Below are 23,661 nucleotides of genomic sequence, written 5' to 3'. Positions count from 1 at the left end.
CGGGCGTCAGGCCGCGCGCTGCACTTCGATCAACTGCGGATACCTGGCCGCGACCTCGCGGAAGATTTCGTGGATCGCCTGAGCGCCCGGTTGCAGCCGGCCGTCGGCCTCCCATGCATCGAACGCGTCGAAGATCTTGTGCTTGAGGAAGTGACGCCAGACGACCGGCGCGGCTGCGAGGATCTCGGTGAGCACCGCGTAACGCTCGCGGGTCCAGCGCGCTTCGTAACTGCTGCGCGCCGCGCCGTAGTCGAAATGCTCGACCGCCGCATTCGGCGCGTCGGCGGCAAGCGCGGTGCGTTTCGCGGCGGTTGCCGCCGCATCGACTTCGCCGGCGTTCAGCACCACCCCGTACTGTGCCAGCGCTTCGGCTTCGCTCAGATAGCCACGCTTTACATCGGTGGCGACCCTCTGCGGATCGCGCTCGTACGGATTGCCGTAACCGCCGCCACCGCAGCCTTCGAGACGGATCACGTCGCCCGGGCCGCAGACGACCAGATCGGTGACGCCGAGGTTTTCCTCGTGCCCGGTGCCCGGATTACGCGTGAAGCGCGAATTCGATCCCGCCTTGCCGCCCAGCACGCCCCACGACGCGAAGCGCGAGCGGTCGCGGTTGCGCGCGGTGACCAGCGTGCCCGGCGAGAACACGCGGAACTCCATCACGGTGCCGAGACCGCCGCGATGCCGGCCCGCGCCCGCGCTGCCCGGCACCATGCCGTACTTGAGGATGCGGATCGGCACTTCGGCTTCGTTGATCTCGACCGGCGTGTTGCGCAGGAACGCGACGTTCGCGCCCGACGCGTCCGAGCCGTCCGCGCTGATCATGCCGCCCGCGCCGCCGCCGACCGGCCCGATCGCCGCGATCACGGTGCGGCCGTCGCTGTCGACGGTGCGCACGTTGAGAATCGACATGCCGCCGGCCGGGCATGCGGGCAGCCGCTCCGGACAGACCATCGAGAACGCGCCGAAGGTGACGTTCTGCGCGACCTTGCAGGTGAGGCTGCGCATGCCGACGGCGGCGGGCGGCACGCAGTTCATGATCGTGCCTTCCGGCAGCACGCAGCGCGCGACCTTCAGCATGCCGGCGTTGAGCAGCAGATCGGGATGCAGCGAATAGAGCACATAGTTCAGCCCGACCAGCGCGAGCACGTGACGCTCCTTGCCGCCGGTCGGCATGTTCAGCGACGAGTTGAGCTGCGGATCGCTGCCCGTGAAATCGAGCACCAGCGATTCGCCTTCGACCTTCAGGTTCAGCGCGACGCGCAGCGGCTTGCCGTTCACCGAGTCCTCGTCGGCGTATTCGGCAAAGAAGTACTCGCCGTCCGGCATCGCGGCGACGATGGCGCGCGCCTGTTCTTCCGAGTAATCGATCATCGCGTACATGCCGGCCTTGAAGCCCTCGACGCCGAAGCGCTCGATGATCTCCAGCACGCGCCGCTCGCCGGTCATCAGCATGGCGATCTGCGCCTTCAGGTCGCCGCGGTTCTGCTCGGGGGCGCGCACGTTGATCGCCATGTGATCGAGCAGCGTTTCGTCGAGCACGCCTTTGCGCATGATCTTGGTCGGCGCCCAGCGGATGCCTTCCTGATAGATCTCGGTGAGCGTGCGCGACAGCGAGGCGGGCACCGCGCCGCCCATGTCGGTGTTATGGATGTGGCCGCCGACGTAACAGACGATCTCGCCGTCGTAGAACACCGGCTTCCACATCATGACGTCGGGCGTGTGCGTGGCGACATAGCCGCTGTACGCGTCGTTGGTCATGCCGATGTCGCCGGGTTCGTAGTGATCGATTGCCTCGATCACCGAGCCGAAGTCGAGGCCCGGATACCAGGTCGCGCCGAGCGTCTTCGGCGACGCGAACGTGAGCCCCTCGGGCGTCATGATCGTGCACGAGAAGTCCTCGGTTTCCTTGACGAAGGCCGAGTGCGCGGTACGCATCAGCGTGTGCGCCATGCTCTCCGCGGCCGCCACGCAGTAGTTGGCGAAAATCTGCAGAACGGATCGGTTGAATGTCATTGTCTGGGTCCTTCGGAGTTCAGTGTGCGCTCATTGCGCCGACAGCAGCAGGTTGCCGTATTCATCGACGACCGCTTCGCAGCCGGGCAGCACGCAGGTGGTCGTGTCGTCCTGCGCGATGATCGCGGGGCCGTCGAAACGGTGACCGGCCAGCAACACGGAGCGGTGATAGAGCGGCACGATGCGCCATTCGCCGTCCAGATAGACGTCGATCATGGCCTCGACCTTCGGTGCGCCTTCGCCTCTCGCGATCTTCGGCATTTCCGGCTTCGGCGTCGGCAGGCTGATCACGAGACGCAGCGCGACCACCTGCACGGGCGATGCGGCGTCGCTGTGTCCGTACAGACGGTGATGCTCGCGGTGGAAGGCGTCGGCGATGGTCGCCATGTCGCCGTTGCGGATCGATTGCGGATCGAGTGGAGTATCGACTTCGAACGACTGGCCGCGATAGCGCATGTCGGCCGAAACCGACATTTCCGCGCCTGCGTCCGAGCCGGTTTCCTTGACGATCCACTCGCGCGCCTGTTGCTCGAGCGTAGCGAGATCGCCGGACAGCTTGTCGAGCGAGGCCGCGTCGAGCGGGTAATACGTGGTGCGCACGAAGTCGTTTTTCGTATCGGCGATCAGACCGCCCAGCGCGCTCAGCACGCCCGGCGTGGTCGGCACGATCAGATGCTTCATGTTGAGCGCGCGCGCGAGGAAGCCGCCGAGCATCGGACCCGCGCCGCCGAACGGCATCAGCGAGAAGGTGCGCGGATCGATGCCGAAGCGCGACACGATGCGGCTCACGCCGCCGTACATGCCGGACACGGCGACCTCGATGATCGCCGAAGCGGTCTGGTGAACCTCCATGCCGAGGCGTTGCGCGAGCGGTTCGATCGCACGGCGGCTGGCGTCGACGTCGACCTTCACCGCGTTGTAGCCGAGCGATGCGCGGCCCAGCACGCCGATCACCGCGAACGCGTCGGTGATGGTCGGGCGCGTGCCGCCGCGGCCATAGCACACCGGACCCGGATTCGAGCCGGCGCTTTCCGGGCCGACCTTCAGTACGCCGAAATCGTCGACCCAGGCAATCGAGCCGCCGCCGTCGCCGATCGACGATACGGATACCGACGGAATGTGGATCTGGAAGTCGCCGATGTATTCGCCGGTCGCGTACTGCGGCTTGCCGTCGACGATCAGCGCGACGTCGGCCGTGGTGCCGCCGATGTCGAGGCTCATGCAGTCCTTGATCCTGCACATGCCCGCCAGATACGACGCGCCGATCACGCCCGCCGCGGTGCCGGACAGGATCATCTGCACGCAGTTGCTCTTGCCGTTCTCGGCGCTCATCACGCCGCCGTTCGATTTAGTCACCTTGAGATCCGCGCCGACGCCGCTTTCGGCGAGCGCGGCCTGCAGACGCGTCAGGTAATCCGACACGCGCGGCTGCACGTAGCCGCCGATCGTCGCGGTCACGGTGCGTTCGTATTCGCGGATGATCGGCCAGACTTCGTGCGAGCACGACACGAAGAAACCCGGTGCGGCTTTCTCGATGATCGCCTTGACCTGCTGTTCGTGCACCGGATTGCGATACGAATGCAGCAGCGAGATCACCACGCCTTCGCACTGCGCGGCCTGCAGCGCGGCGAGCGCGGCCAGCACGCTGGCTTCGTCGATCGGCGCTTCTTCGGTGCCGTCGGGACGCATGCGGCCGTCGACGCCGAACACGCGATCGCGCGTGATGAGCGGCTCGGGCCGGCGCGACATCAGGTGATACATGTCGGGAATCTTCAGGCGCGCAATGTCGAGCACGTCCTCGAAATTACGCGTGGTGATGAGTGCGAGGCGCAGACCCTTGCGCATCACCACCGCGTTCACGCCGACCGTGGTGCCGTGCGTGAAATACGCGACGTCGTGCGGATCGATGCCGAAACGCTCGCGCAGTCCCTGCATCCCGTCGATCACTTCGCTGCCGGGCGAGTCCGGTCGCGAAAAGACTTTCAGCGTGCGCGTGGTGCGCGTTGCCTCGTCCAGCACGGCGAAATCCGTGAACGATCCGCCGATGTCGACTCCAATTCTCAAGCCCATTGCCTTCCTCTGCCTTTCTCCGGATTTGCCATGCGGCGCCTGCGCGTGCGCGTTGCGCCTTTCAGTGACCGATCTGCTTGTTCCAGCTCTCGATCCATTGCGGCACGTACTTGCCGATGTCCTCGAAATTCACCCAGATCGATTTGTCGACGGTGGCGATGCGCGGTTTGACCTTGGCGTCGTAGGTGACCCTGGTGTTCGACGCGGTGTACTGCATCGCGTTGGCGAAGCACGACTGCCCTTGCGCCGACGCGAGCTCGTCGAGAAATTGCGTGCCGAGCGGCGAGCCGTTCTTCACCTTTACCGCCATGTTCGGAAACGCCACCGAGCCGGGCGCCGGGTTGATCCACGCGATGTCGGGATTGGTGGAGTCGTGTTCGCTCCACGCGCGGCCGTCGTAGTACATCGCGATGTCGATGTCGCCGTTGCGGATCGCGTTCAGCGGCGCGTTCGGCTCACTGAAGAACGTGACGTTCTTGCTGTCGCGCATGCGCTTGACCTGATCGAGCGCCGGCTGGATGTTGGTCGGCGAGCCGCCGTAGATCTGGTTGAAAAGCGTGATGAGGCCCGCTGGCGTCGCAACGTAATTGATGTCCGGGATGCCTGCCTGATATTTGCCCGCGACCACGCCGTCGACGAACTCCTTCCACGACTTCGGCGGATGCTTCACGCGCTTCACGCTGTACATCAGGCCGAAATCGCCGTACGTGATCGGAAAGCCGTAACCATGGCCGTACTGCACGAGGCGCGGATCGAGTTGCGCGAGATTCGGCACGTCCTTCACGGTGACCGGATCGAGCAGCTTGCGCTCGATCGCGATATACGTCGCTTCCGGCGTGCTCACCATCACGTCGATCGGCGGCCTGGCGGGGTTCGCTGCGACCTGATTGACCCATTGCAGCGGATTGCCGAGCGTCACGTCGACGGTCTTCCCGGTCTTCTTTTCGAACGGCTCGACGAAACATTTGCGATAGGCCTTTTCCCACGTGCCGCCGAACGCGGTGACGGTGAGATCCGCGCTGAACGCGGCCGTCGAAACCGCCAGGCAGGCGAGCGCGAGGGCGCTGGTGAGAAGCAGTGTCGACGGACGACGGACTTTCGAGGCGATGAACTCCATGGTTCTCCCAGCTCGGTGAAGGATCCCGACAATCGGTGATGAAGGATTCGCGGCAATCACGCTTTTGCACAGACTTCGATTGTGTGCCACAATACGGCACGCCGTGCTTTTATACGGTACAAATTAGCATGCAAGCCTTTTGATCGCAAGGGATCAAAAATGAACAGTCTTCTCAAGAGCATCGAGATCATCGAAACGATCTCTCAGCATCAGCCGATCGGCGTCAGCGAACTGTCGAAGCTGCTGAAGATGCCGAAATCGAGCGTGCAGCGCGTGCTGATGACGTTTCAGGAAGCGGGCTGGCTGCGCCAGGCCGGCACCGAAGTGACGCGCTGGGAAATCGGCGCGCGGGTGGTCGGTGTACGGCCCATTGCGTTGAAGGGTGGTGCGTTGCAGAAAGCCGCGCGCCAGCCGATGCAGGACCTGTGCGACCTCGTCAACGAAACCGTTCATCTGTCGATTCCGGACGGCACGACGGCGATGGTTCTGATCGAGGAAACCGAGTGCAAGCAGTTCGTGCGCACCGCGTATTCGATCGGCAACGTGTCGCCGTTCCACGCGACGGCCAACGGTCTTGCGGTGCTCGCACACATGAACGACGGCCAGATCGAGGCGATCCTCGGGCGCGAGCTGCCGAAGTACGGCGAAAACACCATCAACGATCCGGCGCTGATCCGCGAGGAGCTCGAGCGCATTCGCGAGCGCGGCTATTCCGTGAATCTCGGCCAGTACCGTCACCAGATCTACGCGATCGGCGCACCGGTGTTCGACGGCAACGGCGTCGCGGTGGCGAGCGTGTGCTTCTCGATGCCGGGTTCGCGCTTCGATCCGGAGCGGATCGAAGAATGGGGACGCGCGGTGCGCAACGCCGCGAACGACATCAGCGGCGCGAGCGTCGGTTGAACTTGGCGCGCGTCGCCTCGGGCGATATCGGCGCGCGGCGATGCGAGCCGAGCGGCTCCGCGAGCAGCGTTTCGTGGCGGGAACCGTCGGCGCGGTGCTGCACGTCGAACGCCGGTTCGTGATGCACGCGGATCTTCGCGAACAGCGCGCGAATTGCCGGTGATGCGAAATCGGGTTCGCGCAGCGCGTCGTTGAGATCGTCGGCGACGAAGGCCGACGCGATCAGAAAGCGGGCGTTGAATTGCGCATCGATCAGATTGGTCGGAAAGGGCGAGTCGAGCGTATCGACGAATTCCTTGAACGAATACACCTCGATCGCATCGATCTGCCCGAGCGGAACGCGCGGCTTCATTTGCAGCGCGCCTTCGAGCGCGGGGTGCGCCCATCGGCAACACGCCCACGGTTTGAATTCGACGCGCCGAAGGTCTGCCAGGTCGCGTAGCCGATGTCCTTCGACGGCGCGGCCTCGCCTGGGCAGAGCATCGTGCCGATCCGCAGCGACGCTTCGTAAGCTACGACGATCGCGTGCAGCAGATCGCGGCCGCTTTTCGACGATTGGTGCGCGCAGGCGAGCGCGGCGTCGAGCAGGCCGCCGCCGAGCGGAATCGCGCCTTCGGCGGCAACCGAATGCGGCGCCAGCGCGCGCAGCATCGCCCGCAGTTGCACCGTGTCCGGCCCGCAGGCATGCGACGCCGTCGAGCACGCATTGTTTGCCCGCCGTCAGCGCGTCGGCGGGAATGGTTTCGAAGCGGTGCGCGATCAGCCAGCGCGCGAGGCCGGCAAAGCCGTGGTGATCCGACATGGTTCCTCGTTCCGATTGACCGGCACGACGGCGCGATAGCGTGATCAACGCGCTGGCCGGTGTCCGAAGCAAAACGTGACGAGGCTACGAAGGACGAAATCGCACGTCAAACACGCATTCGAGATGCGGCGATCATCGTTTGATATGAGATAAACGCGGGGGTAAGCGCGGGGACGGGCCCGCCGTTATCCGCTGCTCTCGCGGAACGCGTCGGCGAAAGATTTCGCCAGCATGTTCATCGGAATGTTGAGCGGATAGACGACGTAGGTGGCGAATTCGATGCGCTTCGAGAACGGCAGGATGGCGAGCTGGTCCGCGTATTCGCGCGCGACCAGCTGATTCATCAGACTCACGCCCATGCCGCGCACGACCATTCGGCAGATCGCCGCGGCAAAGTGCGATTCGTACGCGAGAATGCGCTTGTCCTCGCCTTCGATCAGACACGCATCGTCGATCCGCTTGCGCATCACGTCGCTCGACTTGAGCGACAGAAAGCGCTCGCCGATCAGATCCGCGGGCGTGACCGCGCCTTCGCGCTGCGCGAGGCGGTGGTCGGACGGCACGATGCATACGCCCTGGCTCTTGCGCGCCACCTCCGAGGCGACGCTGGTGCCGTTGAAGATTTCGGACGCGATGCCGACGTCGGCGTAACCGGTCGCGAGCCACTGGCAAACAGTCAGCGAGTCGGCCACCTGCAGCGTGACATCGACATCCGGAAAGCGCTGTGCAAAAAGGTGGATCGCGTCGGGCACGGCGACGATCGCCATCGACGGCACCGCGGCGACGCGCAGACGGCCGCTGCCGCGCTTGCGGATGGATTCGGCTTTCTCTTCGAGACCGCGCAGGCTCGCGAACGTGTGTTCGACATCGCGGAAGAACACCTGGCCTTCGAGCGTCGGCATCAGTTTGCCGATCTGCCGTTCGAACAGCTTGATACCGAGGCGCCGTTCCAGCTGGCCGATGACGCGGCTGATGTTCGATTGCGAGGTGTGCAGATCCTTGGCGGCTTGCGTCATCGAACCCGACAGCATGACCGCGCGGAAGGCCTGAATTTCACGGAAATTCAGCATCGGCTGATGGGTATATCAAAAAGGAATGACCCACGATTATATGCGCATTTGTCAAAAAAAATTGTCGTTCATACACTCGCCAGAACATGATGAAACGATGCCGCGACAGCCTTCGCAGCGTTCCTTCCATGTCCATGAGAGGTCCATACCAAACGCCATGAAGGACGACACTTTCCATCTCGATTCCGTTCCGGGCGGACATTTCATCGGCGGCGAACGCGTCGAAGGCCGCGCGGAAATCGAGGTCTTGCGCCCGTCTGACGGCGGTGTAATGGGCACGCTGCCCGACGCATCCGACGATCTGGTCGATCAGGCCGTGCGCGATGCGCATCGCAGCTGGCTCGCGAGCGGCTGGGGCACGCGTGCGCCGCGCGAGCGTGCGCGTGTGCTGTCGCGCTGGGCCGATCTGATCGATGCCGATGCGGATGCACTCGGGCGTCTCGAAGCGATCGGTTCGACGCGTCCGGTCGCCGAAGCGCGCGCGTTCGACGTGCCGTTCACCGCCGAGTGCCTCCGCTTTTTCGCCGAGTGCGCCGACAAGTTCGGCGGCGACGCGGTGCCGACCCAACGCGACAGCCTGGGTCTCGTGCTGCCCGAACCGTACGGCGTGGTCGCCGCGATCGCGCCATGGAATTTTCCGCTGATGATGGCGTCGTGGAAATGCGCGCCCGCGCTCGCGGCCGGCAACGCGATGGTGCTCAAGCCGTCGGAGCTGACGCCGTACTCGGTGATGCGTCTTGCCGAACTCGCGATCGAAGCGGGCCTGCCGCCCGGCGTCTTCAATATCGTGCAGGGCCGCGGCGCGAGCGCGGGCGCGGCGCTCGTCAGGCATCCGCTGATCGGCAAGGTGTCGTTCACCGGCTCGACGCGCACTGGCGCCGCGATCATGAGCGACGCCGCGCAGCACGGCACCAAGCCGGTTACGCTCGAACTCGGCGGCAAGAGTCCGCAAGTCGTGTTCGACGATGCCGGCGACGTCGACGCGGTTGCCGGCCGTATCGTGCGTGGCTTCACGTCGAACGCGGGGCAGGCCTGCGTGTCCGGCACGCGGCTGATTGTGCAACGCGGCATCGCCGACCTGCTGATCGAAGCGGTCATCGCGAAGGCCGGCGCGCTGCGGCCGGGGCCGACCTGGCGCGAACCGGCGTGTTTCCCGCCGATCATCAGCGAGACGCAGGCGCGCAAGATTCACGCGGCGGTCAGGCAGACCATCGACGACGGCGCGAGCGCGCTGTGCGGCGCCGACTTCTTCGATTACGACGGCGGCGGCCACTACTACCGCCCAACGCTGCTCACCGACGTGACGGGCGAATCGCTCGCGGTGCGCGAGGAGATCTTCGGTCCCGTGCTGACCGTGCAAACCTTCGACGACGAAGACGAAGCGCTCGCGCTCGCCGATCACGCGACCTACGGCCTTGCGGCCGGCGTCCACACGCTCGACATCGGTCGCGCGCTGCGCGCGACGCGCCGCATTCAGGCGGGCACCGTGTGGATCAACCGTTTCGGCCGCACGTGGGACTTCATCATTCCGACCGGCGGCTTCAAAGGCTCGGGTCTCGGCAAGGATCTCGGCCGTCAGGCCTTCGAAGCCAACCTTCGCTACAAGTCCGTGCTGATCGATTTTTAATGACGGGCTTCGCGCCCAGTTTGCAAGGACACACCATGTCGTTGTTCAAGCCCAGGTTCATTACCTTCGACTGCTACGGCACGTTGATCTACTTCGAGATGGCGCCGGCCGCGACCGCGCTCTACAAGGACCGCGTACCCGCCGACAAGATGCGCGCGTTCACGGACGCGTTTGCCGCTTACCGTCTCGACGAAGTGCTGGGCGCGTGGAAGCCCTACGAACAGGTGGTCGACAACGCGATCCGCCGCACCTGCAGGCGCATGGGCGTCGAGTATCGCGAAGGCGACGGCAAGGCCATCTACGACCAGGTGCCGACGTGGGGGCCGCATCCGGACACCAGCGCCGGTCTCGCGAAAGTCGCGAAGGAATTTCCGCTGGTCGGCCTGACGAACGCGGCGAACGTGCAGATTCCGCACAACATCGAGCGCATCGGCGTGCCGTTTCATGCGGTCTACACCGCCGAGCAGGCGCAGGCGTACAAGCCGCAGATGAAGGCGTTCGAATATCTGCTCGGCCAGCTGAACTGCAATCCGGAAGACATTCTGCACGTGTCGTCGAGTTTCCGTTATGACCTGATGACCGCGCACGACATGGGTATCAAAAACAAGGTGTGGGTCAACCGCGGTCACGAGCCGGCCAACCCGTACTACGGCTATACGGAAATCAGGGATATCGGTGGTCTCGCCGCCGTCGTCGGTCTATGAAACTCGAATCTTTCTGGCTGGCGACCGCGCCGCGCTTCGACGCCGGCGCGACCGGCGATCTTCCGGCACGCGCGGACGTGGTGGTGATCGGCGGCGGCTTCACGGGGCTGTCGGCGGCGCTGTCGCTCGCGCGCAAAGGCGTCGACGTGGTGCTGCTCGAGGCGTCGCGGATTCACGGCGAAGCGTCGGGCCGCAACGGTGGCCATTGCAGTCCGGGCACCGCGCAGAGCCTGCCCGATCTGATCGACCGTTATGGCGAACAGACCGCCAAACAGCACTATCAGGTCTACACCGATGCGGTCGATTACGTCGAGCAATTGATCGAGCGCGAGCAGATCGATTGCAGCTTCGTGCGCCACGGCAAGCTCAAGCTCGCCAGCAAACCGAGCCATATGGCCGGCATCGCTCGCAACTACGAAGCGCTGCGCAAGCATCTGCGCCAGGACGTCGAACTGCTGTCGGCGAGCGACGTGCGCCGCGAGATCGCATCGGATGCATTCCACGGCGGCATGCTCGACCGGCGCGGCGCCCAGATGCACATGGGCCGCTTCGGTACCGGACTCGCGACGGCGGCGGCGCGTCACGGCGCGCGCATCTTCGAAAACGCAGCGGTCACGAAACTGACCTGCCTCGGCGGCGACCGGCATCGCGTGGTCACGGCGAAAGGCGAGATCGAAGCGGGGCGCGTGCTGCTCGCCACGGGCTGCTCGAATCACGGACCGTTCGGATGGTGGCAGCGGCGCATCGTGCCGGTCGGCAGCTTCGTGATCGTCACCGAGCCGATCACGCAACGGCTCGATCGCGCGTTGCCGAATCGCCGCAACTACGTGACGAGCCTGAATTTCGGCAACTACTTCAGGACGTCCGACGACGATCGGCTGGTGTGGGGCGGCCGCGCGCAGTTCGCACGCAGCAATCCGGCATCGGATCGCAAGAGCGGAGGAATCCTGAAAGATTCGCTGGACAGGCTGCTGCCGGATCTGCGCGACGTGCGCATCGACTATTGCTGGGGCGGCCTCGTCGAAGCGACTGCCGATCGTCTGCCGTCGGCGGGCAAGCACGACGGGCTGTACTACTCGGTCGCCTACAGCGGACACGGCACGCAGATGTCGACGTACATGGGCGACGTGATGGCCGACATCGTGACGGGCGCCGCGCGCGTCAATCCATGGGCGCGGCAGGAGTGGAAGGCGCTGCCGGGTTATGCGGGACGAGAGTGGTTCCTGCCGCTCGTGGGCGCTTATTTCCGCTTCAAGGACGCGGTCTCCTGATTGCCCGACCGCGTTGACCGGGAGCGATCCGGCTCGGCATGTCGCGAGCCGGATCGGCGTATTTGCATATCGAGGTGGGTGATGAATGGTGTCGTGCTGCGCATGGTGAGCCGTCGTATCGCAATAGGTGTGCTCACGCTGTTTCTGGTTTCCGGCCTGGTGTTCTTCATGGCGAGCCTCCTGCCCGGCGACGCGGCCCAGATGGCGTTGGGCCAGTACGCCACGCCGGAAACGGTGGCGATGCTGCGCAAGCAGCTGGGGCTCGACGAGCCGCTCGTGCTGCGCTTTTTCACGTGGCTCGGCGCATTGCTGCACGGCAATTTTGGCACGTCGTACGCGGCGCAGGTGCCCGTCAGGACGATCGTGCTGGCGCGCATTCCGAACACGCTGATGCTGGCCGGCGCGGCGACCGCCGTTTCGGTGCCGATCGCGCTGGTGGTCGGCATCGTCGCGGCGATGGTGCGCGGCACGCTGCTCGACCGCGTGATCGGCATACTGACGATGTCGGTGGTCGCGGTGCCCGAATTTCTGCTCGCGACGCTCGCGGTGCTGCTGTTCGCGGTCAAGCTGCACTGGGTGTCGGCGGTGTCGGTGAACCCGGACGTATCGAGCGTCGGCGAATTCCTCAGGTCGTACAGCTTGCCGGTGCTGGTGCTGTGCTGCGTGGTGGTCGCGCAGATGGCGCGCATGACGCGTGCGGCGCTGATCAACCAGCTCGATGCGCCGTACGCGGAGATGGCGGTGCTCAAGGGCCTGCGTCCATCGCGCACGGTGTTGCGGCACGCGCTGCCCAACGCGATCGGGCCGATCGTCAACGCGATGGCGCTGAGCCTGTCGTATCTGCTCGGCGGCGTGATCATCGTCGAGGCGATCTTCTCGTATCCAGGTCTCGCGAGCACGCTGGTCGATGCGGTCAGCAACCGTGACCTGCCGATCGTGCAGTTCTGCGTGCTGTTTTTCAGTACGTGTTATCTGCTTCTGCTGCTGATAGCGGACATCGTGACGATCGTCTGCAATCCGAAACTGCGGTGACGCCATGACTTGTCTTCTTTCTTCGCCGCGCCGCTTCGGCCGCTTTTTCCTCTCGCTGAGCGGACTCGGACGCATCGGCCTGATCATTTCGATCGCGTGGATCTTCATCGCAATCTTCGGTTCAGCCATCGCGCCGTACGGCATGATGGACATGAGCGGCGGCAAGGTATTCGCGTCGAGCAGTCTCGCCTATCCGCTCGGCACCGATTTCCTCGGCCGCGATCTGTTGAGCCGCATTCTGTTCGGCGCGCGTTATTCCATTGGGCTCGCGCTCGCCGCGACGCTGATCGCGAGCACGAGCGGCACGCTGCTCGCGCTGGTGTCGACGGTGATCGGCGGCTGGTTCGACGAGATCGTCTGTCGCGTCGTCGATGCGCTGCTGGTGACACCGAGCAAGATCCTCGCGCTCCTCGTGATCGCGATCTACGGCTCCGATCTTCGTGTACTGGTGCTGACCGCGGGCGTGATTTACATGCCGGGTGCGTTTCGCATCGCGCGTTCGCAGGCGGTCGGCATCAACGCGATGGAATACGTGACGGTCGCGCGGCTGAACGGTGAAAGCACGCTCCATATCGCCTGCCGCGAAATCCTGCCGAACATGATCCATCCGATGTTCGCCGACTTCGGTCTGCGCTTCGTCTACAACGTGCTGATGCTGAGCGGCCTGAGTTTTCTCGGTCTCGGCGTGCAGCCGCCGTATGCCGACTGGGGTTCGCTCGTGCGTGAGAACCTCTCGGGCCTGTCTTCCGGTGCGTCGGCGGTGATCATGCCGGCGCTCGCGATCGCCACCTTGACGATCGGCGTGAACCTTCTGATCGACAGTCTGGCCGTGCGCAGGCACGGCGGTGCAAGGGGGTAACCATGTCGACGGAACGTCTGGTGCAAGTTTCGAACCTGCAGGTGGTCGCATGCGGCGACGACGGCAACGAAGTGCCGATCGTCAAGGACGTGAGCTTCTCGATCCAGCGCGGCGAAGTGCTGGCGCTGATCGGCGAATCCGGCTCGGGCAAGACGACCATCGCGCTGACGCTGCTCGGCTACGCGCGGCGCGGCTGCCGGATCGCGGGCGGCCACGTCGGCGTCGGCGGGACCGACGTGCTGACGGCGTCGCCGGCGGCCTTGCGCGATCTGCGCGGCCGCCGCGTCGCGTATGTCGCGCAGAGCGCGTCGGCGTCGTTCAATCCGGCGCTGCGCATTATCGATCAGGTGATCGAGGGCGTGTGCGTGCGCCGTCTGATGAGTCGCAAGGAGGCACGCACGAAGGCGGTCCGACTGTTCCGCGCGCTCGCGTTGCCGTCGCCGGACACCATCGGCGAGCGTTATCCGCATCAGGTCTCGGGCGGCCAGCTGCAGCGCCTGATGGCGGCGATGGCGCTGATGTCGGACCCGGAAGTCGTGGTGTTCGACGAACCGACCACCGCGCTCGACGTGACCACGCAGATCGAGGTACTGCGCGCGTTCAAGCGCGCGATCGAGGACTTCAACATCAGCGCGGTGTACGTGTCGCACGATCTCGCGGTGGTCGCGCAGATCGCCGATCGCGTGCTGGTGTTGCGCAACGGCGAAATCCAGGAAGAGGGCGCGCTCGGGCAGATCATCGAGGCGCCCGCGCATCCGTACACGCGCAGCCTGATGGCCGCCGCCGAGCCGTCGTGCCGTCTGACCGAAGCCGACGCCGATCAGGCGGTCAAACAGCCGCCGCTGCTCGAAATCAGCGCCCTGGTCGCGGGTTACGGCGAGCGCGATCGTGCGGGCATGCCCGCGGTGCGCGTGCTCGACGACATCAATCTGACCTTGCGGCGCGGCACCACGCTCGGCGTGATCGGCGAATCGGGGTCGGGCAAATCGACGCTCGCGTATGTGATTGCCGGGCTGCTCGCGCCGGCGAGGGGCGACATCCGTTTTGTCGGCAAGCCGCTGCCCGGTACGCACGCGAAACGCGATCGCGATCTCTATCGCCGCATCCAGCTGGTGTTCCAGAACGCCGACAAGGTGCTCAACCCGGCGCAGGATGTCGGCACGATCCTCGCGCGGCCGCTTCGGCTGTTCGAGCGCTGCGCGTCGAACGAAGTGCCGGCGCGCATCGCCCGTTTGCTCGATCTGGTGAAGCTGCCGGCCTCGATCGCGCGGCGGCGTCCCGCCGAGCTGTCGGGCGGGCAGAAGCAGCGCGTGAATCTGGCGCGCGCGCTCGCCGCCGACCCTGAGCTGATCATTTGCGACGAAGTGACGTCGGCGCTCGATACCGTCGTCGGCGCGGCAATTCTCGATCTGCTGGTCGAGCTGCGTCACGAGCTGAACATGTCGTATCTCTTCATCAGCCACGATCTCTCGACCGTGCGCTCGATCTGCGACGATATCGTTGTGCTGTTCAAAGGCCAGAAAGTCGATGCCTGCAATCGCAGCGCGCTGTTCAGCCAGCCGCGCCATCCGTACACGTCGCTGCTGATCGATTCGGTGCCGGAAATGCGCGTGAACTGGCTGGAGGAAACGGCGTTGCGCGCGAAGGCGTGAAGCGTGTTAAAACGCCGTTCGGCCTCACGACTGAACGGCGTTTGCGTTTGCAGCAAGGCTCAAGAGATCAGGCGCGCCAGACCGCCTCGGCGAACCGGTAGCCCATGTTCATCCCGGACGGGTTCGACTTGTAGCCGCGGACTTTCTTCGATACGCCGTCGAGAATCACGTCGAACACCGGCACGACGGTGCCAGAGCTGTCGTGGACCAGCGTCTGCATGTCGCCGTAGATCGCCTTGCGCTTCTTGAAGTCGCCTTCCGCGCGCGCCGAATCGAGCAGTTGATCGAGCTTCGGATTCTGCCAGCGTGCTTCGTTGGTCGGCGATTTCGACGTATAGAACAGCTCGAAGATCATGCCGACGTTCGGCCGGTTCGAGATCGAGCCGTAGGTGATCGGACGCCTGGTCCAGTACGTCGACCAGTAACCGTCGGTCGGCACCTGGCGCACCACGAAATTGAAGCCCGCCTGAGCGCCGAAGCTCTGCAGGAACTGTGCGCCTTCGACGGACGACGCGATGCCAGGCTGGCAGAAAATCTCCATCGACTGGCCGGCGCAGCCGCTCTTCTTGATGTGGAATTTCGCCTTGTCGAGATCGAACTGACGTTGCGGCAGGCCTTCGAGAAAGTACGGATCCCATGGCGCGACCGGATGATCGTTGGCGACCACGCCGTACGTCTGCATCACGTCGTTCACCATCCGCGTGCGATCCTGCAGATAACGCACCGCCGAGACGAAATCGGCGTTGCCGGTGATCGGGTTGTCCTGACGCAGGATCAGATCCGTATAGATGCCGAGCTTGTTCGCGACCAGCTGCACGTTCTGATTACCCTTCACCTGCGCGGCGTAGCGATGGTCGACCAGCGAACAGATGTCGACGTCGCCCGCCAGCACCGCGTTCACGCGCGCCGCGTTGTCGGGCACGCCGATGATTTCGACGGTGTCGAGATACGGTAGTCCCGACTTCCAGTAGTTCGGATTGCGCCGGGCGGCGAACTTGCCGCCCGGCGTGAAGTTGTCGACGATGAACGGACCTGTGCCGGCCGGCTTGGCGAAGTCCTTCGTGTTGTTCTTCACGATCAGGAAATAGCTGCTGCCGAGCACCGAAGGCAGATCGAAGTTCGGTCGCTCGAGCACCAGCGCCACTTCGTATTTGCCGGCTGCCTTGATCTCCTTGAACTCGCTCGCGATCGCAAAAGCCTTCGATGCGTTGGCCGGATCCTTGTGACGCGCGAGCGAGTAGACGACGTCCTCGCTGGTCATCTCGGCGCCGTCGTGGAAGTGCACGCCCTGCTTGAGGACGATGTGCCAGTTGCTGCCGTCGGTGCTTTCCAGCTTGTCGGCGAGCGCGTTGCTGGCGCTCAGTGTGCCGTTAAACTCGGTGAGCGCGTTGAACACGCAGAACTGCTTGGTCCAGTCGCCCGAATGTGCGCCCTTGGCCGGATCGAGCGTGTCTGACACTGATCCGTTCTGCACCGCCATGCGCACGTTGCCGCCCTTGCGCGGCGCCTCGTCCGCCGCCGCGATACCCGGCAGGGCGCTTGCCACGCCTGCTGCCGCGAGCATCGAGAGGAAATCTCTTCTGCTGGTTTTCATGATGTTGTCCTCCTGTCTCTGGTGATCAACGAGCTCGCGGCACGAAATGTCGTGCGTCGCACGATCCCCTGATCCGGTCGCTCTGCGATCCATTTTATTGACGGATCCGCGGCGGACTCAAATGCGCCATTTTTGACCCCCAATCGCTTTTTGATATGGGCTTGCGCGAGCGAACGCGCCACGTCCGTGTCGCGCGAACTCGACGCCGACGTGCCGGGTTTCGCGCGACGCTCACCATATCAAAAAAGGATGTCCTCCGAATATTTGTGAATTTGTCATCGCGAATATGGGTTCTTACACTACGACCTCATTTCAACGTTCTACTGCACGCATCTTCCTGAGGTCCTGCTCGAAAGTGAAACAACCGTTATTGAAAATCGACACCGACATGGCGTTGCCAAAGCACGTCGACGTCGCGGTGATCGGCGGCGGCGCGGCGGGTGTGGCGACCGCCTACGAACTCAACCGGCTCGGCAGGCGCGTCGCGCTGTTCGAAAAGGGCCGCGTCGCTGCCGAGCAGAGCAGCCGCAACTGGGGTTGGTGCCGCACGCTTGGCCGCGATCTGCGCGAACTCGGCATGGCGAGACTGAGCGTCGAGCGCTGGACCTGCCTTGCCGACGAAATCGGCGCGGACGTCGGTTTCCGCAAGACCGGCATCACCTTCGTCACGCGCAGCGAAGCGGAGTTGGCGGGTTGGCAGGCCTGGTTCGATTTCGCGCGCAGAAGCGGCGTCGCAACCGAGATGCTGTCGCGCGAGCAGGCCAATCGCGTCTACGCCGATGGCGGCGAGCCGTGGATCGGCGGCGTGCGCACCTTCGACGACGGTTACGCCGATCCGTCGTGCGCGATTCCATTACTCGCGCAGCGCGCCGCCGCGCAAGGCGTATCGATCCTGCAGCACTGCGCGGTCAACGACCTGCTGATCGAAGGCGGGCGCGTCGCGGGCATCGAAACCGAGCGTGGCCGCGTGCGCGCCGACGCGGTCGTGATCGCCGCGGGCGCGTGGTCGTCGCTGTTTTGCCTGAAGCACAAAATCGTATTGCCGACGCTCAACGTGTATTCGTCTGCGTCGAAGTCATGCAGCGACATCCGGCTCGCGTTCAACGGGCCGCTGAAAACACCGGAATTCGCCTTGCGCGAGCGGGCCGACGGCGGCTATACGCTCGCGAAGAGCGGACGCGGCACGGTCCACGTGGTGCCCAACAGCCTGCGCTACGGCATGCGTTTCAAAGGGCTCTACGCGAGCCGCCGCAACAGCATCAAGGTGCGGTTCGGCGGCGAGTTCTTCCGGCAGCTGTGGAACGAGTTCAGCTACCTGCATCTCGGACGATCGCCCTTCGTGCGCAATCGCGTGCTCGATCCGGCGCCGGATTTATCGCTGGTGCGATCGGCGTACGACGAGGCGCAGAAGGTGTTTCCGCAGTTCGATCCGTCGAAAGTCGATATCGCGTGGGGCGGGGCGATCGACAACACGCCCGACGGCATTCCGGTGGTCTCCGAATGCAGCGAGCATCCCGGCGTGTATCTCTGTACGGGTTTCAGCGGACATGGCTTCAGCAGCTCGCTCGGCGCGGGGCGCATGCTGGCAGAGGCGATCGCGACGGGCAGGATGTCCGACGATCTGAAACACCTGGCACACCGGCGTTTCATGACGGGAGAAACGCTCGCGCCGAACATCATCTACTGACGATCAACTCGCGAGACCCCGGATGCGCGTCCCGCCTCTGCCATTTCAGGAGCACGTATGAACCAGCACGATCTCGTGGAATCCGACCGTCGACACCTGATTCATCCGGTGGTCGACTATCGCGCGCACGAAGCGCGCGGCGTCACGATCCTGGAGTCGGGCAGGGGCGTGTGGTTGCACGACGCCGACGGCAACGAACTGCTCGACGCCTTCGCGGGCCTGTGGTGCGTGAACACGGGCTACGGCCAGCAAAGCATCGTCGAGGCGGCGAGCAGACAGATGGCGAAATTGCCGTACGCCACCGGCTATTTCCACTTCGGCTCCGAACCCGCCATCGAACTGGCGGACAAGCTCGTGTCGCTCGCGCCGAAGTCGCTGACGCGCGTGTACTTTTCGCTCGGTGGATCGGATGCGGTCGATTCGGCGATGCGTTTCATCACGCATTACCACAATGCACTCGGCAAGCCGCGGAAAAAGCATTTCATCGCGCTCGAGCGCGGCTATCACGGCTCGTCGTCGTTCGGCTCGGGTCTGACCGCGCTGCCCGCGTTTCACCGCAACTTCGATCTGCCGCTTGGCACCCAGCATCACATTCCGTCGCCGTATCCGTACCGCAGCGCGACGCCCGGCGATCCACAGGCGATCATCGCCGCGTCGGTGAAAGCGCTCGAAAACAAGGTCGAAGCACTCGGCGGCGCGCAGAACGTCGCCGCGTTCTTTTGCGAACCGATCCAGGGTTCGGGCGGCGTGATAGTCCCGCCGCGCGGGTGGCTGAAGGCGATGCGCGATGCGTGCAAGCGGCTCGACATCCTGTTCGTCGCCGATGAAGTGATCACCGGATTCGGGCGTACGGGTCCGCTGTTCGCGTGTCAGGACGAAAACGTCGAGCCGGATCTGATGACGATCGCGAAGGGGCTGACCGCCGGTTACGCGCCGATGGGCGCAGTGCTGATGAGCGAAGCGATCTATTCGGCGATCGCCGAAGCGGCGCCGCCCGGCGTGCCGGTCGGCCACGGCCAGACGTACTCCGCGCATCCGGTCAGCGCGGCGATCGGCCTCGAAGTCATTCGCCTTTATCACGAAGGCGGGCTGCTCGCCAACGCCGCCGCGCGGGCGCCGCAGTTCGCAGCGGGCCTCGACGCGCTGCTCGATCATCCGCTCGCCGGCGATTCGCGCCATCGCGGTCTGCTCGGCGCACTCGAACTGGTCGCCGACAAAACGACTCGCGCACCGTTCGACGCCTCGCTGAAGCTGTCGGGCCGCATCGCGCAGGCGGCCTATCGCAACGGTGTGGTGTTCCGCGCGTTCGGCGACAACATCCTCGGCTTCGCGCCCGCGCTGTGTCTGGGCGAGGACGAATGTGCCGAAATGTTCCGCCGCGTGCGCCAAACCCTCGACGACGTGCTCGATGCCGACGACGTGCGCGCCGCGCTGCGCCAGCGCGCGGCCGTCTGAGGCCGCGTCTTCATCGCAGAGACATTTACATGATCGAATTCCTGACCCGTTCCGACCTCGTTCGCGACGCCAACCTGATCGGCGGACGCTGGCTGCGCTCGGTGAGCGGCCGCACCTTCACCGTCACCAATCCGGCCAGCGGCGACACGCTTGCGCGCATTCCCGACAGCCACGCCGCCGACGCGCGCGCCGCCACGGATGCCGCGCATGCCGCGTTTCCCGCGTGGCGCGCCAGGCTGCCGCGCGAGCGCGCCGAAATCCTGCGCCGCTGGCACGCGCTGATCGTTGCGAATACTGAGGACCTCGCGCGGCTGATGTCGTCGGAACAAGGCAAGCCGTTGGCGGAAGCGCGCGGTGAAGTTGCGTATGGCGCGGGCTACGTCGCGTGGTTCGCCGACGAAGCCGCGCATGTTCACGGCGACATCCTGCCGGCGCAGCAGCGCGGCAAGAAGATGACGGCGGTGAAGGAGCCAGTCGGGATCGTCGCGGCCATCACGCCGTGGAACTTTCCGCTCGCGATGATTGCGCGCAAGATCGCGCCGGCGCTCGCGGCGGGCTGTGTGGTGATCGCCAAGCCGGCCGAGGACACGCCGCTGACCGCGCTAGCGCTAGCGCTGCTCGCGCAGGAAGCGGGAGTGCCGGACGGCGTGCTCAACATCATCGCGGCGTCGCGCGAGAGCGGCATCGAAGCGGTGGCCGACTGGCTCGAAGACTCCCGCGTGCGCAAGATCACGTTCACCGGATCGACCGCGGTCGGCAAGCGGCTCGCGCGCGATTCGGCACGCACGCTGAAGAAGCTGTCGCTCGAACTCGGCGGCAACGCGCCGTTCATCGTGTTCGAGGACGCCGACCTCTCCGCCGCCGTCGACGGCGTGATCGCTGCGAAATTCCGCAATGGCGGGCAGACCTGCGTGTGCCCGAATCGCGTGTATGTGCACGCGTCGGTGTACGACCGTTTCGCGTCGATGCTGGCCGAGCGCGTCGGCGCGTTGAAGGTCGCCGGCGCCGCCGATCCGTCCGCGCAGATCGGTCCGATGATCAACGCGCGCGCGGTGGAAAAGATCGCACGTCACGTCGATCATGCGGTCGAGCGCGGCGCGAAGGTGTTGACGGGTGGCAGGCGCCTGTCCGCGCTCGGCGACAACTTCTACGCGCCGACCGTGCTTGTCAATGCGTCGACCGACATGCTGTTCTGCAACGAGGAAACCTTCGGACCGGTCGCGCCGCTCTTTTCGTTCGACGACGAAGCCGAGGTGATTCGCACGGCCAACGACACGCCGTATGGCCTCGCCGCGTACTTCTATACGCAGGACATGCGGCGCATCGAGCGCGTGTCGGCGGCGCTGGAAGCGGGCGTGATCGGCGTGAACGAGGGCGCGGTATCGAGCGAGGCGGCGCCGTTCGGCGGCATCAAGGAATCGGGCTATGGCCGCGAAGGTTCGCGTTACGGCCTCGAGGACTATCTGGCGATCAAGTACGTGTGCCAGGGGGGGCTCGCTTGATCTTTTTATCTTCATCGATTGCCTGGGTGGCGGACAGGAGGATATGTCCGCCGCACCCCCGAACCCGACATATTGAAATGGCCAGCCCGATCCCACCGACCGTTCTACAATCGCTCGACCTGGCGACGAGTGATGCCCAGCCGTTCAGCGGCGCGCCCGGGTTTCAAACCCGTCTCGGCCACCGCCTGGATCACCTTGAGTCGGTCAAGCTCTCGCATCGTCAGTGTCGCCAGTTCGCCTGGTCGCATGGCCGGCTCCGCAGTTCGCACGCGCCGCCCAGCTTGCCAGCGCTCAAAAACACGACATCTGTAAATAGCCAGAACCCGACATTTCTTATATGGTCGCCTCCCATTTGCAAGGTGTTTATGTGTGGCGAGGAGGGTGGTTGCGGACTGATATCCGGACTCGATCGCGGGCATGCCCGCCGGCCCCGATGGATTTCGCCGCAAAGGTCCAGGATCTGCCGAACCAGCAATGTGGCACGCCTCTGGGCATGAGTCTGTGGCGTCGGATGGCCCGTTAAGGCGGGAGGCGACCATTCCATCTATAAAGCGACTACAAACAATGTCAAAGCTATTTTGAAATGTCGGGGTTCCGGCTAAATACAGATGTCGGGGTTTAAGTCCTCCATATCTATCTGGAGGGGGTTTTTAGCACCGAGGCTCCCGGGTTCCGGTGCGTCCCCATTACCGCCGCATTCCAGTCTTCGAGCGTCACTTCGCGCTGCTTCCTTGTGCCGGGCAAGGGCTTCGGTTTGCGGACCGCAGCGCCGCGATTCGTGCGCGAGGGCGAGCCCGAGGCGCGGCGGTTGTCACGCTGCGCCTGCAGCGCCTGCGCGACTGCCAGCGCATGACCGAGCCGCTTGTGCTCGATCACGGCCCCCTGGTCGATTTCCGAGAGCTTGTCGTACGGCACGCAGGGCAGTGCGGTACCGCCGGCCCGCAGCTCGATGCGACCGTCCGGATACTCCCATACCTCGATGTAGCGGCCGATCAGCCGGCGGGTTGCCGGCGTGTCCTTCAGCAGCCAGAGCACGCGGTCGTTCAGCACGGTCAGCGAACGCGATACCTTGCGGCGGACCCGCCACGTCAGGATCGCATCCAGATCCTCGTCGGCACGCAGCGGCCGGTGCGCATCGAACGTGCTGCGCGGTGGCTTCGCGAAACGCGCGTTATACGCCGCCATGAAGGCGGGCGCCCACGCACTGGCCGCTTCCATGCCCTGGATCCCGCGCAGCCGCAATTCCTTCACCAGGCGGTCCTGCAGCGTCAGGTGCGCGCGCTCCACGCGTCCTTTGGCGGGGCTCGAGTTCGCGCAGAAGGTGTCGATGTTCAGCTCATACATCGCCCGGCCGAACTGCGTGACGCCTTGGCCTGCTGTTTGCGCGCGGCGGTTCACGTAAAAGACGCTGGCGCGGTCGCTGTAGAACGCCACGGGCTTGCCATGGCGCTCCAGATACGCACGCGTGGCCTCGAAATAGCTGAACGTCGATTCGGTCGGCGTGAAGTGCAGGTGCATCAGCCGGCTCGTCGCGTCGTCGACATACACCAGCAGCGTGCAGGCCGGCGCGCGCTCCTCGAACCAGCGGAGGTCGCTGCCGTCGATCTGGATGAGCTCGCCGAAACACGCGCGCCGTGCACGTGGCTGATGGATCCCAGGCAGGCGCTGTTTGCGCGGCACCCAGAGTCCTGCGTCCGTCATCAGGTGCCGCACGGTTTCCTTTGACAGCACGAGGCCATGGCATTCGCGCAGCTTCTCGCAGGCCAGAGTGGGCCCGAAATCGGCGTAGCGCTCGCGAATGGTGGTCAGCGCACGCAGCGCCAAGCCTTCATCGAGCTTCCGATTGCCAGGCGCCTTGCGCTTGCGTGAGGCCAGTCCTGCCGCGTCGGATTCACGATACCGCGCCACCAGCCGTTCGACCTGACGCACCGTCAGGCCAAGTCGCTCGGCGGCGCGCCCGGGCTTGAGCCCGAGGTCCACCACGGCCTGGATCACCTTCAGACGGTCGAGTTCGCGCATGTTCAATGTCACCAGTGCGGCTGGGCTCATAACTGGCTCCTGCGATCACGCAGCAAACTGCCAGCTTGCCAGCCACGGTAAAACGCGACATTTGTATCTTGCTAGAACACGACATTCTCATATTGCTTCTACAACAAAAACTGCGATAATTTGCATTATGTTAAATATCCTTCTCGATGAAACCTACGCCACAACCTGATCGAGTCCAGAGCCCGGTCGAACCGCTCGCCAAACACGAGGTGCCACTCATCGAGGCCGATGCTTACGGCGAACTGCATTTT

18 protein-coding genes and 1 pseudogene are annotated in these 23,661 nt (G+C 64.6%); 10 read left to right on the top strand and 9 right to left on the bottom strand.

Annotated elements, in window-relative coordinates; genetic code table 11:
- Positions 1-6: 6 nt before the first annotated feature.
- The 3 genes from BHE01S_RS03230 to BHE01S_RS03220 form a co-directional block, all read right to left on the bottom strand.
- Positions 7-2,016 (bottom strand): hydantoinase B/oxoprolinase family protein, encoded by a 2,010-nt coding sequence (locus BHE01S_RS03230; protein ID WP_042260481.1) that lies wholly within the window; start codon positions 2,014-2,016, stop codon positions 7-9.
- A 30-nt stretch (positions 2,017-2,046) separates the two neighbouring features.
- On the bottom strand, positions 2,047-4,086 hold the full coding sequence (locus tag BHE01S_RS03225) for a hydantoinase/oxoprolinase family protein (RefSeq protein WP_042260479.1): 2,040 nt from the start codon (positions 4,084-4,086) through the stop codon (positions 2,047-2,049).
- Between the two features lie 61 nt (positions 4,087-4,147).
- A complete protein-coding gene (locus BHE01S_RS03220; RefSeq protein WP_042260478.1) occupies positions 4,148-5,203 on the bottom strand; it encodes an extracellular solute-binding protein in 1,056 nt (351 codons plus the stop codon).
- Positions 5,204-5,362: 159 nt separating this feature from the next.
- Here BHE01S_RS03220 and BHE01S_RS03215 point away from each other — a divergent pair, with 159 nt between their 5' ends.
- Positions 5,363-6,106 carry an IclR family transcriptional regulator gene (locus BHE01S_RS03215; protein WP_042260476.1) on the top strand — a complete coding sequence of 248 codons (744 nt, stop codon included), beginning with the start codon at positions 5,363-5,365 and terminating at the stop codon, positions 6,104-6,106.
- On the opposite strand, the gene BHE01S_RS38920 is transcribed toward BHE01S_RS03215, so the two are convergent.
- From BHE01S_RS38920 to BHE01S_RS03200, 3 genes are all read right to left on the bottom strand, one after another.
- Complete coding sequence (locus BHE01S_RS38920; RefSeq protein ID WP_042260474.1) at positions 6,084-6,458, bottom strand: MmgE/PrpD family protein; 375 nt, start codon at positions 6,456-6,458, stop codon at positions 6,084-6,086. The two genes, BHE01S_RS03215 and BHE01S_RS38920, sit on opposite strands and share 23 nt — an antisense overlap.
- The gene (locus BHE01S_RS38915; protein WP_245639626.1) at positions 6,455-6,757 is read right to left on the bottom strand and encodes an MmgE/PrpD family protein; all 303 of its coding nucleotides are present in this window, start codon (positions 6,755-6,757) and stop codon (positions 6,455-6,457) included. The genes BHE01S_RS38920 and BHE01S_RS38915 overlap by 4 nt, the downstream gene beginning before the upstream one ends.
- A gap of 336 nt (positions 6,758-7,093) precedes the next feature.
- Positions 7,094-7,978, bottom strand: coding sequence for a LysR substrate-binding domain-containing protein (locus BHE01S_RS03200; protein WP_042260471.1), 885 nt, complete (start codon positions 7,976-7,978; stop codon positions 7,094-7,096).
- 157 nt (positions 7,979-8,135) lie between these two features.
- Between BHE01S_RS03200 and BHE01S_RS03195 the strand changes: the two genes are divergently transcribed.
- From BHE01S_RS03195 to BHE01S_RS03170, 6 genes are all read left to right on the top strand, one after another.
- Positions 8,136-9,605, top strand: coding sequence for an aldehyde dehydrogenase family protein (locus tag BHE01S_RS03195; RefSeq protein WP_042260469.1), 1,470 nt, complete (start codon positions 8,136-8,138; stop codon positions 9,603-9,605).
- Positions 9,606-9,640: 35 nt separating this feature from the next.
- Positions 9,641-10,309 (top strand): haloacid dehalogenase type II, encoded by a 669-nt coding sequence (locus BHE01S_RS03190; RefSeq protein WP_042260756.1) that lies wholly within the window; start codon positions 9,641-9,643, stop codon positions 10,307-10,309.
- Positions 10,306-11,580 carry an NAD(P)/FAD-dependent oxidoreductase gene (locus BHE01S_RS03185; protein WP_042260467.1) on the top strand — a complete coding sequence of 425 codons (1,275 nt, stop codon included), beginning with the start codon at positions 10,306-10,308 and terminating at the stop codon, positions 11,578-11,580. Before BHE01S_RS03190 ends, BHE01S_RS03185 begins: the two co-directional genes overlap by 4 nt.
- Positions 11,581-11,661: 81 nt before the next feature.
- The gene (locus tag BHE01S_RS03180; protein WP_042260465.1) at positions 11,662-12,612 is read left to right on the top strand and encodes an ABC transporter permease; all 951 of its coding nucleotides are present in this window, start codon (positions 11,662-11,664) and stop codon (positions 12,610-12,612) included.
- A gap of 4 nt (positions 12,613-12,616) precedes the next feature.
- Positions 12,617-13,471 (top strand): ABC transporter permease, encoded by an 855-nt coding sequence (locus BHE01S_RS03175; protein ID WP_042260462.1) that lies wholly within the window; start codon positions 12,617-12,619, stop codon positions 13,469-13,471.
- Positions 13,472-13,473: 2 nt separating this feature from the next.
- Positions 13,474-15,123, top strand: coding sequence for an ABC transporter ATP-binding protein (locus tag BHE01S_RS03170; RefSeq protein WP_042260461.1), 1,650 nt, complete (start codon positions 13,474-13,476; stop codon positions 15,121-15,123).
- Between the two features lie 67 nt (positions 15,124-15,190).
- Here BHE01S_RS03170 and BHE01S_RS03165 read toward each other — a convergent pair whose 3' ends face one another.
- Positions 15,191-16,717 (bottom strand): ABC transporter substrate-binding protein, encoded by a 1,527-nt coding sequence (locus BHE01S_RS03165; RefSeq protein ID WP_052405691.1) that lies wholly within the window; start codon positions 16,715-16,717, stop codon positions 15,191-15,193.
- 388 nt (positions 16,718-17,105) lie between these two features.
- On the opposite strand from BHE01S_RS03165, the gene BHE01S_RS03160 reads away from it, so the two are divergent.
- The 3 genes from BHE01S_RS03160 to BHE01S_RS03150 are packed head-to-tail and all read left to right on the top strand — an operon-like array spanning position 17,106 to position 21,361.
- Positions 17,106-18,404 carry an NAD(P)/FAD-dependent oxidoreductase gene (locus BHE01S_RS03160; RefSeq protein WP_042260752.1) on the top strand — a complete coding sequence of 433 codons (1,299 nt, stop codon included), beginning with the start codon at positions 17,106-17,108 and terminating at the stop codon, positions 18,402-18,404.
- A 57-nt stretch (positions 18,405-18,461) separates the two neighbouring features.
- On the top strand, positions 18,462-19,859 hold the full coding sequence (locus BHE01S_RS03155) for an aminotransferase class III-fold pyridoxal phosphate-dependent enzyme (RefSeq protein ID WP_042260459.1): 1,398 nt from the start codon (positions 18,462-18,464) through the stop codon (positions 19,857-19,859).
- A gap of 29 nt (positions 19,860-19,888) precedes the next feature.
- The gene (locus tag BHE01S_RS03150; protein WP_042260457.1) at positions 19,889-21,361 is read left to right on the top strand and encodes an NAD-dependent succinate-semialdehyde dehydrogenase; all 1,473 of its coding nucleotides are present in this window, start codon (positions 19,889-19,891) and stop codon (positions 21,359-21,361) included.
- Positions 21,362-21,468: 107 nt separating this feature from the next.
- Here BHE01S_RS03150 and BHE01S_RS36440 read toward each other — a convergent pair.
- Together BHE01S_RS36440 and BHE01S_RS03145 are read right to left on the bottom strand one after the other, a co-directional pair.
- A pseudogene (locus BHE01S_RS36440) lies at positions 21,469-21,609 on the bottom strand (helix-turn-helix domain-containing protein); the annotation flags it as partial.
- Positions 21,610-21,994: 385 nt separating this feature from the next.
- Complete coding sequence (locus BHE01S_RS03145) at positions 21,995-23,410, bottom strand: ISNCY family transposase (RefSeq protein WP_042260455.1); 1,416 nt, start codon at positions 23,408-23,410, stop codon at positions 21,995-21,997.
- Positions 23,411-23,661: the final 251 nt, after the last annotated feature.

Source organism: Paraburkholderia heleia NBRC 101817 (genome assembly GCF_000739775.1).
GTDB classification, from domain to species: Bacteria; Pseudomonadota; Gammaproteobacteria; order Burkholderiales; family Burkholderiaceae; genus Paraburkholderia; species Paraburkholderia heleia.
Note: the sequence above shows the minus strand (reverse complement) of the source record. Positions and strands in the feature narration are given on the sequence as shown.

Excerpts from the sequence above, each read along its gene's own strand:
- BHE01S_RS03150 (WP_042260457.1), top strand. The coding sequence starts at position 19,889 with ATGATCGAATTCCTGACCCGTTCCGACCTCGTTCGCGACGCCAACCTG.
- BHE01S_RS03160 (WP_042260752.1), top strand. The coding sequence starts at position 17,106 with ATGGCGTTGCCAAAGCACGTCGACGTCGCGGTGATCGGCGGCGGCGCG.
- BHE01S_RS03180 (WP_042260465.1), top strand. The coding sequence starts at position 11,662 with ATGAATGGTGTCGTGCTGCGCATGGTGAGCCGTCGTATCGCAATAGGT.
- BHE01S_RS03185 (WP_042260467.1), top strand. The coding sequence starts at position 10,306 with ATGAAACTCGAATCTTTCTGGCTGGCGACCGCGCCGCGCTTCGACGCC.
- BHE01S_RS03175 (WP_042260462.1), top strand. The coding sequence starts at position 12,617 with ATGACTTGTCTTCTTTCTTCGCCGCGCCGCTTCGGCCGCTTTTTCCTC.
- BHE01S_RS03230 (WP_042260481.1), bottom strand. The coding sequence starts at position 2,016 with ATGACATTCAACCGATCCGTTCTGCAGATTTTCGCCAACTACTGCGTG.
- BHE01S_RS03170 (WP_042260461.1), top strand. The coding sequence starts at position 13,474 with ATGTCGACGGAACGTCTGGTGCAAGTTTCGAACCTGCAGGTGGTCGCA.
- BHE01S_RS38920 (WP_042260474.1), bottom strand. The coding sequence starts at position 6,458 with ATGAAGCCGCGCGTTCCGCTCGGGCAGATCGATGCGATCGAGGTGTAT.
- BHE01S_RS03225 (WP_042260479.1), bottom strand. The coding sequence starts at position 4,086 with ATGGGCTTGAGAATTGGAGTCGACATCGGCGGATCGTTCACGGATTTC.
- BHE01S_RS03195 (WP_042260469.1), top strand. The coding sequence starts at position 8,136 with ATGAAGGACGACACTTTCCATCTCGATTCCGTTCCGGGCGGACATTTC.
- BHE01S_RS03165 (WP_052405691.1), bottom strand. The coding sequence starts at position 16,717 with ATGAAAACCAGCAGAAGAGATTTCCTCTCGATGCTCGCGGCAGCAGGC.
- BHE01S_RS03215 (WP_042260476.1), top strand. The coding sequence starts at position 5,363 with ATGAACAGTCTTCTCAAGAGCATCGAGATCATCGAAACGATCTCTCAG.
- BHE01S_RS03145 (WP_042260455.1), bottom strand. The coding sequence starts at position 23,410 with ATGAGCCCAGCCGCACTGGTGACATTGAACATGCGCGAACTCGACCGT.
- BHE01S_RS03190 (WP_042260756.1), top strand. The coding sequence starts at position 9,641 with ATGTCGTTGTTCAAGCCCAGGTTCATTACCTTCGACTGCTACGGCACG.
- BHE01S_RS03200 (WP_042260471.1), bottom strand. The coding sequence starts at position 7,978 with ATGCTGAATTTCCGTGAAATTCAGGCCTTCCGCGCGGTCATGCTGTCG.
- BHE01S_RS38915 (WP_245639626.1), bottom strand. The coding sequence starts at position 6,757 with ATGCTGCGCGCGCTGGCGCCGCATTCGGTTGCCGCCGAAGGCGCGATT.
- BHE01S_RS03155 (WP_042260459.1), top strand. The coding sequence starts at position 18,462 with ATGAACCAGCACGATCTCGTGGAATCCGACCGTCGACACCTGATTCAT.
- BHE01S_RS03220 (WP_042260478.1), bottom strand. The coding sequence starts at position 5,203 with ATGGAGTTCATCGCCTCGAAAGTCCGTCGTCCGTCGACACTGCTTCTC.